This is a genomic window from Scandinavium sp. M-37, assembly GCF_043558715.1.
GTDB lineage: Bacteria > Pseudomonadota > Gammaproteobacteria > Enterobacterales > Enterobacteriaceae > Scandinavium > Scandinavium vulneris_A.
Genome location: NZ_JBIGIN010000004.1, coordinates 147,638 through 159,793, shown reverse-complemented (window position 1 = coordinate 159,793; position 12,156 = coordinate 147,638). Strand labels below are relative to the sequence as shown.

11 protein-coding genes are annotated in these 12,156 nt (G+C 52.0%); 6 read left to right on the top strand and 5 right to left on the bottom strand.

Features of this window, described 5'->3' with window-relative positions:
* Window positions 1–56: 56 nt before the first annotated feature.
* Both ACG0Z5_RS05300 and ACG0Z5_RS05295 read right to left on the bottom strand, forming a co-directional pair.
* A complete protein-coding gene (locus ACG0Z5_RS05300) occupies window positions 57–1,493 on the bottom strand; it encodes a glycoside hydrolase family 32 protein (RefSeq protein WP_394445896.1) in 1,437 nt (478 codons plus the stop codon).
* A gap of 17 nt (window positions 1,494–1,510) precedes the next feature.
* Entirely contained in the window at window positions 1,511–2,749 is a 1,239-nt protein-coding gene (locus ACG0Z5_RS05295; protein WP_394445895.1) for an MFS transporter, read from the bottom strand.
* A 265-nt stretch (window positions 2,750–3,014) separates the two neighbouring features.
* On the opposite strand from ACG0Z5_RS05295, the gene ACG0Z5_RS05290 reads away from it, so the two are divergent.
* Together ACG0Z5_RS05290 and ACG0Z5_RS05285 are read left to right on the top strand one after the other, a co-directional pair.
* Window positions 3,015–4,010, top strand: a complete 996-nt coding sequence (locus tag ACG0Z5_RS05290; RefSeq protein WP_394445893.1) for a LacI family DNA-binding transcriptional regulator — start codon at window positions 3,015–3,017, stop codon at window positions 4,008–4,010.
* Between the two features lie 212 nt (window positions 4,011–4,222).
* Window positions 4,223–4,711 carry a cold-shock protein gene (locus ACG0Z5_RS05285; RefSeq protein WP_394445891.1) on the top strand — a complete coding sequence of 163 codons (489 nt, stop codon included), beginning with the start codon at window positions 4,223–4,225 and terminating at the stop codon, window positions 4,709–4,711.
* Between the two features lie 3 nt (window positions 4,712–4,714).
* Here the strand turns inward: ACG0Z5_RS05285 and ACG0Z5_RS05280 are convergent, their stop codons facing one another.
* Together ACG0Z5_RS05280 and ACG0Z5_RS05275 are read right to left on the bottom strand one after the other, a co-directional pair.
* Complete coding sequence (locus tag ACG0Z5_RS05280) at window positions 4,715–5,590, bottom strand: aldo/keto reductase family oxidoreductase (protein WP_394445890.1); 876 nt, start codon at window positions 5,588–5,590, stop codon at window positions 4,715–4,717.
* Between the two features lie 45 nt (window positions 5,591–5,635).
* Complete coding sequence (locus ACG0Z5_RS05275; RefSeq protein WP_394445888.1) at window positions 5,636–6,865, bottom strand: amino acid permease; 1,230 nt, start codon at window positions 6,863–6,865, stop codon at window positions 5,636–5,638.
* 218 nt (window positions 6,866–7,083) lie between these two features.
* Between ACG0Z5_RS05275 and ACG0Z5_RS05270 the strand changes: the two genes are divergently transcribed.
* The 4 genes from ACG0Z5_RS05270 (at window position 7,084) to wzz(fepE) (ending at window position 11,731) form a co-directional block, all read left to right on the top strand.
* Entirely contained in the window at window positions 7,084–8,265 is a 1,182-nt protein-coding gene (locus ACG0Z5_RS05270; protein WP_319628493.1) for an acetyl-CoA C-acetyltransferase, read from the top strand.
* Window positions 8,266–8,591: 326 nt separating this feature from the next.
* Complete coding sequence (gene kduI, locus ACG0Z5_RS05265) at window positions 8,592–9,428, top strand: 5-dehydro-4-deoxy-D-glucuronate isomerase (protein ID WP_394445885.1); 837 nt, start codon at window positions 8,592–8,594, stop codon at window positions 9,426–9,428.
* Window positions 9,429–9,490: 62 nt separating this feature from the next.
* On the top strand, window positions 9,491–10,252 hold the full coding sequence (kduD, locus tag ACG0Z5_RS05260) for a 2-dehydro-3-deoxy-D-gluconate 5-dehydrogenase KduD (protein WP_319628491.1): 762 nt from the start codon (window positions 9,491–9,493) through the stop codon (window positions 10,250–10,252).
* Window positions 10,253–10,594: 342 nt separating this feature from the next.
* Window positions 10,595–11,731, top strand: a complete 1,137-nt coding sequence (gene wzz(fepE), locus ACG0Z5_RS05255) for an LPS O-antigen length regulator Wzz(fepE) (RefSeq protein WP_394445883.1) — start codon at window positions 10,595–10,597, stop codon at window positions 11,729–11,731.
* Window positions 11,732–11,791: 60 nt separating this feature from the next.
* Here wzz(fepE) and ACG0Z5_RS05250 read toward each other — a convergent pair whose 3' ends face one another.
* Window positions 11,792–12,115, bottom strand: coding sequence for a cupin domain-containing protein (locus ACG0Z5_RS05250; RefSeq protein ID WP_394445882.1), 324 nt, complete (start codon window positions 12,113–12,115; stop codon window positions 11,792–11,794).
* Between the last annotated feature and the right edge of the window lie 41 nt (window positions 12,116–12,156).

The window sequence follows — 12,156 nt, the reverse complement described above, 5'->3', positions numbered from 1 at the left end:
CAGAGACTGGCACCCATTAAAAGCTCACAATGTAAGAAAAAGGTCGAAACTGAGAATTATTTATCCAAAGACCAGTATCCGGCATCGTGTAATGAGGCAATACCACTATTCGCAAACAGTGATATATCGCGTTGGCCCGGCTGCGGATAAATTCGGCTGCTTAAGCAAGCGTCACCCTCGTTAACAAAAACCTCAACCGATGAGCGGTCAATAAAAATTCGCAGTGACAGGCCGCTGCCTGCTGGTAGCGGAATGCTACGAATGCCTTCCAGCGAATATTCCGGATAGCGACGCTCGACCACCAGACGCTGAGCCTGAATATCGACGTAAATTCTCAGCCCATCACCCAACGCCATACCAAACTGTTCAGCCGTAGACGCACTCAGATCCCATGCCAGCTGCACTTCGACCGCTTCGGCATCTTCCGCGATAAGGGCTTTCTGATTTTTCAGGCAGCGAATAGGTGTTGGATAATAGCGACCGCGCAGCGCAGTGACTTCATCCGCGGGTTTCATCCTCACTTGATGATTGTCAGCAAGGCATAACTCGCGCGGGAGAGAGAGCATACCCGCCCATCCATCTTGCTGTTCCGGCATCGGCGATTCCCACATATCCAGCCAACCAATGACAATGCGGCGGTTGTCCGGGGTCAGGAAACTTTGCGGAGCATAGAAGTCGTGTCCGTGGTCCAGCTCAATAAATTCTCCGCTATGCGTAAACGGTTGTCCTGGCTGCCACTCCCCAAGTAAATAGCCACTCTGAAAGAGATTACGATGGTGATACCCTTGCGCCGATATCCCTTGCGGGGAGAACATCAGCACGCGTTTTCCTCCGAGGTTAAAGAAATCCGGGCATTCCCACATAAAGCCCATGCCGTCTTCAGCCTCTGCGAAAATACCCTCGTCGTGCCATTCCCGGAGATCGGTGGAGCGGTACAGGCGCACCTGGCCAGTATTCTCCACGCGAGAACCGACGACCATGTACCAGAATTCGCCTTCCCGCCATACCTTCGGATCGCGAAAATGATGCAGTCCCGGCGGGGTATCAATTACCATGCCATGCCGTTCGAAATGGATACCGTCACGACTGGTTGCCAGACACTGCACCTGGTAAAGATTGTCGTCAGTGTCGGGCGAACCGTGAAACTTATGTCCGGTATAAATTAACGCCAGCGTATCGCCGTCCACCACGGCGGAACCGGAGAAGCAGCCGTCTTTATCAGCCGGGCCTTCCGGGGCCAGCGCGACGGGAAGATGTTCCCAGTGCACCAGGTCTTTGCTGCGTGCGTGTCCCCAGTGCATTGGACCCCATTGAGTGGAATAGGGATGGTGTTGATAAAACGCGTGATACCAACCGTCAAACCATACCAGACCGTTAGGATCATTCATCCAGCCTGCGCGAGCAGCAAGGTGATACCGCGGGTACCAGCGCGGATTGACACCGGTTTGTGCTTTTTCAAGTGTCTGTTCAGCCTGTTCTAATAAGGATGTCATCGTCTTTACTCTCAGTATTACACAGCGCTTTGCTGCAGATAGGATGGCTCAGATGAGGGTTTATTTGAGCGCAAAAGGAAAATGGAAATAAACGTGGTGCAGAACACCATAATACCCATGAACAAATAGGACTGAGCGAAGCCAAATTTTTCATAGCTAAAGCCTGCCAGTGGGGATAATACGGTGCCAATTATTGAGCTGGTGCAGGCGAATCCCACCAGATAAATCGTGGAGGACAGGCGTTTATCGAAATTGAGACTGTTGTATTTAAAAATGGCGACTAACAATATCGGCAGTTCGATTGCGTGAAGCAGTTTGGTAATTGAAATGAGCACGGGTCCTTCCACCAGCCCGGAGGCAATCATGCGCAGTGCCATCACCATTCCGGCGAATATCAGACCATTTTTAGCGCCAATGCGGTTAACCAACCAAGGCGCGCAAAACATGCCTGCTGCCTCCAGAAAGACCTGGAAGGAATTTAAATAGCCGAACATCTCATTCCCTTCTCTTAATGTCGGGAACTGTGAAGAGAAATAGACCGGGAATTGCTGGTCGTATACGCCATAAATGCAGGTTCCGATCACGAAAAATATCAGCGCCCAGAAGCGCGGCAGAGTGAGCAGACGCAGGGCATCTTCCAGCGAGACTTTTTTGGCGCCTATTTCCAGTTTCTCCATGCTTGCCGGCGTCGCGACTTTTAAGCGCAGCAGCAGGCAGAAGAAAATTAGCCCTGAACAAGAGGCCACCAGGAAGTTAAGGTCAGGATTGATATTAAACAGTAACCCGGCAAAAAACGTGGCGACAGCCCAGCCCAGAGACCCCCACATGCGTGCCCGGCCAAACTCAAAGGTGCTCTGACGCGCCACGCGCTCGGTATAGGATTCGAGAACGCCGATTCCGCCGTTAAATGTCAGTCCAATAAACAAACCGCCAAACACGCTACCCAGCAAAATGTTAATGCTTAGCAAATAGCTAAAAAGCACATACGCGGGGCCGGAGAGGATCAGTAACCCTGTGATAACCCATAACAGATGTTTACGCAGGCCAAGTCGGTCCTGGATAAAGCCATAGCAAACCTGAGCGAAGAGCGCGGATACGGATAAAACGGAAAAAATAATGCCGGTTTCCGACGCTTTGAGCCCCACTTCCTGATGTAGCCAAATGGAGAGGAGTGAACTTGATGAGGACCAGGTCACAAAGAAAAAGAACAACAAAGCGCTGAGCAACAGATAGCTGCGGGATGGCCTTTTTTTCATCTACGTAATCTCAGAGGAATGATATGCGTTGATGGTAACGTTAACATTTTTGGCCTACACTCGATTTTGAATTGATAATCGATGTTAATCACAAAAGTTAACGTTAACATTTGCACATTGAGATCAAGATCAAATTTTTTATCGCGGCTTGCAACTCCTTGGGGTTCGATGCCTAGAATAGGGATTCGCAGGTGCTCATAAGCCGGTAGTGGATGGGGTGAGTACAAAGCCAAAATTGGATAGCTAGTTTCATTAATGGAAGATTATGGCGTCTTTAAAAGATGTGGCCAGACTGGCCAATGTATCGCTGATGACGGTGTCGCGGGTGCTGAATGACCCGAAACGCGTAAAACCTGAAACCTTGTCCAAGGTGCAGGACGCTATCTTACAGCTGAACTATGTGCCGGACCTCTCCGCCCGCCAGGTTCGCCGTGTCGGTTCCACCAATAAAACCATTGGCGTACTTGCCCTGGATACGGTCACTACCCCTTTTTCCGTCGAAATTACGCTGTCTATTGAGGAAACCGCACGGGCGTACGGCTGGAATAGCTTTGTGGTTAACATGTTTACCGATGACAACCCTGACGATATTGTCAATCTGCTTCTCGCACACCGGCCCGGGGGGATCATTTTCACCACCATGGGGCTACGTGAAGTGAGCATTCCTCCTAAGTTACTGAAGCACCCTTGTGTATTAGCCAACTGCGAGAACAAGGGAGAACCGGTTGCCAGCTATATTCCTAATGATGAACAAGGGCAGTATACCGCAGTGCAGGCGCTGTTAGCCGCGGGGTATCGTCGCCCTCTCTGCCTGCATTTACCTGTCAACCATCTGGCGACGCTTCGCCGTCGTCAGGGGCTTGATCGCGCCTGCCGTGAAGCCAATATCAACCCCGAGACGCTTGAACACTGCTATATGCAATATGGCGATGAGCACTACCGTGATATTCCGGACATTTTACGGGCGTATATTGTTAAGGGGCAGCCGCAATTTGATTCGGTTATCTGTGGCAATGACCGCATTGCATTTATGGTCTATCAGACGCTGTTGACCCAGGGGATCCGAATCCCACAGGACATTGCCGTTCTGGGTTACGATAACCTTGTGGGAATCGGAAATTTGTTCTTACCCCCACTATCCACGGTCCAGCTACCACATTATGAGATTGGTCGATTAAGCACGCTGCACATTATCAATGGCGACAGCCACCGGGAGAAAGTACTGGTCGACAGTCCTTGGCTGATGCGAGAGTCCTTTTGAGAAAACCGATCTCTCTGTTATGCCCTTCACCTCACTATCTCTGGTTTCTGTTCGCAGATAATAGATCGACAAAAGGGTATGGCGCCCCGTCTGGCGCACTGTAAATTTATCGACCAGACTTAAGCCAAAGGCATAGTCTGCGCGGGCATTGTGCTTTAAACTGCGCGCTGCGAAATTTGAGTTGTTGAACGATTAATTAGGCGGTAAAGGCGATGGCGATGCACGGAACAATCACAACCTGGTTTGAAGATAAAGGCTTTGGATTTATCAAAGATGAAAACGGCGATAACCGCTACTTTCATGTGATTAAGGTTGCCAATCCTGAGCTGATCAAAAAAGATGCGGCGGTCACGTTTGAGCCGACCACCAACAACAAAGGCCTATCGGCGTTTGCGGTCAAAGTGGCTCCGGAAAGTAAGTACATCTATATCGCGGGCGAGCGCATCAAGATCACCTCTATCAAATCGTACCTGGTGTACAGCGAAGAAGTGCCTGCTGACACGAAGATTGATAAAGAGAACGCGGTGTTATCGGTCGGGGTGTTGATGAACAGTATCCGCCCGAAGGCGGAAGCCAAAACCGGCGAAATGCGCACGGTGAAAAAGCTGGTGGTCACCAGCTTCCAGGGCACAACCTACATCTTCTCGGAAGATGAGATTGATATCGAAGAGACGGTAAAACTGCTGAAAAAAGTGAAGTAAGCGCTAACCCAGCGCCTGCGGCAGGTTGTTCAGCACATCCAGCGCATCTTTCGGCAGCGTCAAATGCGCGGCAGCCAGGTTTTCATTCAGATGACCCAGCGATGAGGTGCCTGGGATCAGCAGAATGTTCGGCGCACGCTGCAGCAGCCAGGCGAGCGCCACCTGCATAGGCGTAGCGTTCAGGTTGGCTGCAATCTCATCGAGTTCCTGAGACTGCAACGGCGTGAAGCCGCCGAGCGGGAAGAACGGCACGTAGGGAATATTCTGTTTCGCCAGGCTGTCGATCAACGCGTCATCATGACGATTTGCCACGTTGTAGAAGTTCTGCACGCAGGCGATGTCGGTCATCTTCTGACCATCTTCTACCTGTTTGGCGGTGACGTTGCTCAATCCGATGTGACGGATAAGCCCCCGGTCTTTCAGCTTAATAAGCGTTTCCAGCGGTTCTTCCAGCGAACCTTCCGCCGGACCGTGGGCGCTTATCATGCTGCGCAGATTCACCACCTCCAGCACGTCCAGCCCAAGATTGCGCAGATTGTCTTCGACCGCCTGCGTCAGCTCCGGCGCAGAGAGCGCGGGTAACCAGTTTCCCTTGTCGTCACGACGCGCGCTGACCTTAGTCACAATGGTCAGTTCTTGCGGATAGGGGTGCAGCGCTTGTTTGATGATTTGGTTGGTAACGTGCGGCCCGTAGAAGTCGGAGGTATCGATGTGATTCACGCCAGCGTCAAGCGCGGCTTGCAGCACTTTTACCGCCGTCTGCGGATCTTTCGGCGGCCCAAAAACGCCAGGGCCGGCGAGCTGCATCGCCCCGTAACCGAGACGCCAGACTTCGCGATTGCCAAGAGTAAAGCTGCCGGACTGTTTAACGCTGGACATATCTGTATCCTCATAATGGCTCAACGAGTCAGTGTAAACCTATCATTAACCGAAGAACATCACCGAGACGCAGAGCAGGCCGACAATCAGCGTCAGCAGGCTGCCTACCGACCGATACGGTTTCAGCGCTGGAATGGCGTAGGTTGAAAGCGTTGGCATGATGAACAGGATCATCGCAATCAACGGCCCGCTGATGGCATAAATCATCGAAATCGCGTTGGGATTAATGCAGCACACCGCGAAGGTCACGGCGGAGACCAGCAAAATGGAGGTCGCGCGGTTAAAGGCGCGGCTTTTACGTACGCCGACCTGATTCAGGGTGGTGCGCACCATTTCGCTGGCACCTTCAATCACGCCGAAATAGGTGCCGAGGAACGATTTTGACATCGCTACGATCGCCACAATAATGCCAGAAACCGCCAGCCAGTGCGGTGCCGCAGGCATCATCGCCAGCGCCGAAAGAATGGTGACACCCTCATTTTTGGCGTGGGTGATGTAGCCTTCCGGGATAGCCAACAGGCAGCTGAAGACAAAGAACAGCACGCTCAGGCAGATAATGAGGTAGGCAATCCGCATAATCTTTTTGCATTTATCCATGGCCGCATCGCCAAACTTTTCGCGTCTGTCGATGGCGAAGGTCGAGATAATCGGCGTATGGCTAAAAGCGAAAACCATCACGGGAATGGAGAGCCAAATCTGGTGCAGCGTCTGTGGCGAAAAGCTTAGCTGACCGCTGAATCTGGCCGGTTCCCAGGAGCCGGTCAGGTAGAGCGACAGGAACAGGAAGTAGGCAATCAGTGGAAACACCAGAAAACCCATCACCTTCAGCGTCGCGTGGCGGCCCATCAGGAAGATAAGGTTGAGTACCAGCACTACCGCCAGGCTTACCAGCATCCGCACGCCGAGCGTCACCGTCATCTGTTTTGCCAGCTGTTCCGTGAGAGAATTGGTAATCGCCACGGCGTAGATCAGCACCACCACAAAGAAGGCGATGAAATAGAGCGCAGTGATGAGATTACCGATTTTCTTACCGTAGTAATGATTGACCGCGCCGGTGATCCCAACGTTAGCGGGCAGGTTTGCAGAGAGAATAAAACGGCACAGGGCACGGTGCGGCCAATAGGTTAACGGCCAGGCGACCAGGGCAGTTACCAGCAGCACCATAGCTCCTGCGGAGCCCAGCTGAATCGGCAGGAACAGGGTGCCAGCCCCTACCGCAGTACCATATAAGGCGAAACTCCAGAGGGTTTCGTCTTTTGACCATAATTTCGACATTAGTTGAACTTTTAAACCAGATAACGAAAAAACAGCGGCGAGTTTACCTTATTTCAACCAGCGCGGGGGAGGGAGAATTGTGGTTAGCATTCATACGCCAGATGAATGTTACGTGAAGGCGATATCCTTTGTGATAAAACTCACTTTTTTTAAACAATTACGATAATAGTTGATAACAATGCTCTACTATAGCGCTGATTATTTGCGCTGAGGTCGGGATGAAAGACGTCGTTATCGTAGGTGCCGTACGTACGCCGATTGGCTGCTTCCAGGGGGCATTGTCGCGTTTTACGGCGGTTGAACTGGGGAGCGTAGTGGTGCAGGCACTGGTGGATCGTACCGGAATAGATCCCATGGTGGTCGATGAGGTTATCCTCGGACAGGTACTGACCGCGGGCGCCGGGCAAAACCCTGCGCGGCAGTCGGCCATAAAAGGTGGGCTGCCAAATACCGTTTCCGCGATAACCATCAACGATGTCTGCGGCTCAGGTCTCAAGGCGCTGCATCTCGCCACTCAGGCGATTCAGTGCGGTGAGGCTGATGTGGTGATTGCTGGCGGACAGGAAAACATGAGCCGCGCGCCGCATGTGTTAACCGACAGCCGTACCGGGGCACAACTGGGTAACAGTCAGCTGCTCGACAGCCTGGTTCACGACGGGCTGTGGGATGCGTTCAATGATTATCACATGGGCGTGACCGCCGAAAATCTGGCCCGGGAATACGGTATTTCGCGTGAATTGCAGGATGCCTGGGCGCTCAGTTCGCAGCAAAAAGCGCGTCGGGCAATTGATTCCGGGCGCTTTCGCGATGAAATTGTGCCGGTAGTGAATGTGCAGCAAAACGGCCTCACTCAGGTGGTGGACACCGATGAGCAGCCGCGCACTGATGCCAGCGCCGAAGGGCTGGCTCGTCTGATGCCCGCATTTGATACCCTCGGGTCGGTGACTGCGGGGAACGCGTCGTCGATCAACGACGGTGCGGCGGCGGTGATGATGATGAGTGAATCCAAAGCGATGGAGCTGAATCTGCCGATTCTGGCCCGGATCCGCGCCTTCGCCAGCGTCGGGGTCGATCCTGCGCTGATGGGGATTGCGCCAGTTTATGCCACACGCCGTTGTCTGGAACGCGTGGGTTGGCAGTTGAACGACGTCGATTTGATTGAGGCCAACGAGGCATTTGCCGCTCAGGCCATTTCGGTCGGTAAAGTGCTGGAGTGGGACGAATCGCGCGTCAACGTTAACGGCGGGGCGATTGCCCTGGGCCATCCGATTGGCGCGTCCGGCTGTCGTATTTTGGTGTCGCTGGTGCATGAAATGATCAAGCGCGATGCCCGTAAAGGGCTGGCAACGCTGTGCATCGGCGGCGGGCAGGGGGTTGCCCTGGCGGTTGAGCGCGAATAAATTTACTTTGCCCGGCTGCACCCTGCTGTCGGGTTGATATCCCTTCCTTTTTGACCTCTGATCTTTGATTTTAAACCCGCTTTGAGTTCATACGCGTCCTTTTTTAAAGGTTGTGCAACTTATTGTTTGTCATGGTTTTTTAATCTCTGTTCCTGGCGGGCTATCCAGCAGGAACGTGATCGCTTTTGCATTTCTGGTATTTTAATGCAGAAAAAGTGAAACACTGTTTTATTTGTAATTGAAAACCCATCAGCGGAAGACTAAGATGACCTTAACGGAAAAGCGAAACTGCTTTTCAAAATGGACAACTTTAGCTGGAGGTAAATGTGGACATCAGACAAAGCATCCACAGTGCGCACGCCAAAACCCTCGACACGCAGGGACTGCGCAATGAATTTTTAGTTGAGCAGGTATTTGTCGCAGACGAGTACACCATGGTGTACAGCCATATCGACCGCATTATTGTGGGCGGGATTATGCCGGTTGCCAAAACGGTGTCCGTCGGCGGTGAAGTCGGGAAGCAACTGGGCGTGAGCTATTTCCTCGAACGCCGCGAGTTGGGCGTTATCAATATCGGTGGCCCGGGCACCATTACGGTCGACGGCAAATGCTATGAAATCGGCCATCGCGATGCGCTGTATGTCGGCAAGGGGGCGAAAGAGGTGGTGTTTGCAAGCATCGACCCGGCGAAACCCGCCAAGTTTTACTACAACTGCGCCCCGGCACACTCCACTTATCCGACCAAAAAAGTGACGCCAGCCGATGTTGCGCCGGTCACCCTCGGCGATAACCTCACCAGTAACCGCCGCACAATCAATAAATACTTTGTGCCGGACGTGCTGGAAACCTGCCAGCTCAGCATGGGTCTGACCGAACTGGCTCCGGGTAACCTGTGGAACACCATGCCGTGTCATACCCATGAGCGTCGGATGGAAGTGTACTTCTATTTCAATATGGCCGATGACGCCTGCGTATTCCACATGATGGGACAGCCGCAGGAGACACGCCATATCGTGATGCACAACGAGCAAGCGGTGATTTCACCGAGCTGGTCGATTCATTCAGGCGTGGGCACACAGGCCTACACCTTTATCTGGGGCATGGTTGGTGAAAACCAGGTCTTCGATGATATGGACCACGTCGCCGTTAAAGATCTGCGTTAAATCGCGGGCAAACCATCATCTTGCCTGTCGAATGCAGGCGCAAAATGAGTAAGGATTTTTTTATGATTCTCGATACATTTTCACTGGCAGGCAAAGTCGCTGTAGTCACCGGGTGTGACACCGGTTTAGGTCAGGGGATGGCCATCGGCCTGGCGGAAGCGGGCTGTGATATCGTCGGCATTAACATCGTTGAACCGACCGAGACTATCGAGCAGGTCACTTCCCGTGGCCGCCGTTTTCTCAGCCTGACTGCCGACCTGCGTAATATTGACGGTATTCCTCAGCTGCTGGAACGCGCAGTCGCCGAATTTGGACATATTGATATTCTGGTGAATAACGCCGGACTGATTCGTCGCCAGGATGCGATTGAGTTCAGCGAGAAGGACTGGGACGACGTGATGAACCTGAACATCAAAGCGGTGTTCTTTATGTCTCAGGCGGCGGCGAAGCACTTCATCAGCCAGGGCAACGGCGGCAAAATCATTAATATTGCCTCGATGCTCTCTTTCCAGGGCGGGATCCGTGTACCTTCTTACACCGCATCGAAAAGCGGCGTAATGGGCGTAACTCGCCTGCTGGCGAACGAGTGGGCAAAACATGGCATCAACGTGAATGCGATTGCCCCGGGCTATATGGCCACCAACAACACCCAGCAGCTGCGTGCCGATGAGCAGCGCAGTGCGGAAATCCTTGACCGTATCCCGGCGGGACGTTGGGGTCTGCCGTCTGACCTGATGGGGCCAGTGGTGTTCCTGGCCTCCGGCGCCTCAGACTATATCAACGGTTACACCGTAGCAGTCGACGGCGGTTGGCTCGCACGTTAAGCTCATCGCAGGTTACGAATGACAACCCCGCCTAATGGCGGGGTTTTTTGTATTTAATGGTTTTTAAAGTGTGTATTTATATTTTGAGTAACAGAATTTGTACGTTTTGTAGCAATAAATAGGGTGCGATTCCTAATTATTCTTAAAGCAGTGAAAAGCCATATTTCAACTACCTGTTCAGGTAGGCATTAAATCTCAACGGTTATAAATAGGTTCGGTGATGCGGTGTGATTCTCTCATCATCCATCAAATTTTCATTTTTTATCACGTAAAGGTTTTCAGAAAATTCTTATGGGGATATATTAACCAAATCTTAACCCGGCACCGTGAACGCGAAAAATTATGTCAACTATGGATATCAAACCGCAAAAGGACACAGTCGTCTCCTTCCCAAACGCCACGCCGATGGCTTCATTCGGCCAGGAAATCGATCTGCTGGCGATGGTTGAAATTCTCTGGAATGCGAAGAAACGCATCCTCAGCGTCGTTTTTGGTTTTGCGATGATTGGGCTGCTGGTGAGCTTCTTCCTGCCGCAAAAGTGGACCAGTAATGCAGTGATCACACCACCTGAGCGGGTACAACTCACCCCACTTAATACGCTCCTGGCCACGACCAGGGTGTTGGGCGTTGAGGCGAATGTTGACAGCAGCGCTCTGTTTAATCTGTTTATTAAGAAGTTTAACTCATCGGTGTTGCTGGAACAGTTCATCACCTCGAGTCCGGCGCTGATGAGTCAGTTTAACGGGACCGAGGTTGATCCAGGCGAACTGCACCGTGCCATCGTTGCGGTTTCTGAGAAGATGAAAGCCGTGGATGATGCTGGTAACAAGAAAGAACCGGCAACACCTTACAGTTCGTGGACGCTCTCTTTCACCGGTCCCCAACCGGAGGAAGCTCAAACTATTCTGGCGGGTTACACGCAGTTCGTAGCGGATAAAGTCGTGAAGCAGACGTTGTCGAATATCCACGATAGCGTAGCGATGAATATTCAGATCGAAAAACAGCGACTGGCGCTGGATCGTGCCCAAATGGAAAACGCCAAAGAGACCAAAATCAAGCGCCTGAATTATTCGTTAGAGGTGGCGAAAGCGGCCGGGATTAATAAGCCGGTATACAGCAATGGGCAAACGATAAAAGACGACCCAGATTATTCCGTGACCTTAGGCACCGAAGGGATCAGTAAAAAGCTGGAAATTGAAAAATCGATGAAAGATGTTGCCGAGCTTAATGCGGATATCCTTAACCGTGAATATCGATTAAAACAAATCGAACAGTTGGATATTAAGAGCATCCAGTTCCCGGTAGTGAATTATCAGCTCTCGCCCTCTTTGCCGGTGAAAAAAGAGGGACCGGGTAAAGCGGTGATTATCCTGCTGGCGGCTCTGCTTGGGGGAATGGTGGGCTGTGCTGGCGTTTTGCTACAGCACGCGCGCGCGTCACGTCGTAGCCAGATGCTGCTGGATGAGCAGCCTGTTTAACGCCAGCGATGGCTGATAACCCATCCGGCCAGAGATAAAAAAGGGCGTTGGTGTCCTTTTTTATTTCAGAAAATCTTCTCGCACCGGGGTGAAGGTATCAAGCAGTGTCCCAGCCTTTAAGCAGACACAGCCATGCATCACGTGCGGCTGTTTATAGAGTGTATCGCCCGCCCGCACAATTTGCGTTTCATCGCCGATGGTAAATTCAAACTCACCTGACAGCACGGTGGTTAACTGTTCATGCGGATGATTATGCAGCGGGCCAATCGCGCCCGTTTCAAAGTGAACTTCCACCGCCATCATCTTACCGCCATGGGCCAAAATCCGCCGGGTTACGCCGTTGCCCAAATCCTCAAGTATGGTGTCTTTGTGTCGTACAAACATCGCAGAGCCCTCAAAGTGAAACATTGTTTCAATCAGAGTAT

Coding starts and splice junctions, on each gene's coding strand:
- ACG0Z5_RS05250 (WP_394445882.1), bottom strand. CDS start 12,115: ATGTTTGTACGACACAAAGACACCATACTTGAGGATTTGGGCAACGGC.
- ACG0Z5_RS05280 (WP_394445890.1), bottom strand. CDS start 5,590: ATGTCCAGCGTTAAACAGTCCGGCAGCTTTACTCTTGGCAATCGCGAA.
- ACG0Z5_RS05270 (WP_319628493.1), top strand. CDS start 7,084: ATGAAAGACGTCGTTATCGTAGGTGCCGTACGTACGCCGATTGGCTGC.
- ACG0Z5_RS05290 (WP_394445893.1), top strand. CDS start 3,015: ATGGCGTCTTTAAAAGATGTGGCCAGACTGGCCAATGTATCGCTGATG.
- ACG0Z5_RS05300 (WP_394445896.1), bottom strand. CDS start 1,493: ATGACATCCTTATTAGAACAGGCTGAACAGACACTTGAAAAAGCACAA.
- ACG0Z5_RS05295 (WP_394445895.1), bottom strand. CDS start 2,749: ATGAAAAAAAGGCCATCCCGCAGCTATCTGTTGCTCAGCGCTTTGTTG.
- kduD (WP_319628491.1), top strand. CDS start 9,491: ATGATTCTCGATACATTTTCACTGGCAGGCAAAGTCGCTGTAGTCACC.
- ACG0Z5_RS05285 (WP_394445891.1), top strand. CDS start 4,223: ATGGCGATGCACGGAACAATCACAACCTGGTTTGAAGATAAAGGCTTT.
- ACG0Z5_RS05275 (WP_394445888.1), bottom strand. CDS start 6,865: ATGTCGAAATTATGGTCAAAAGACGAAACCCTCTGGAGTTTCGCCTTA.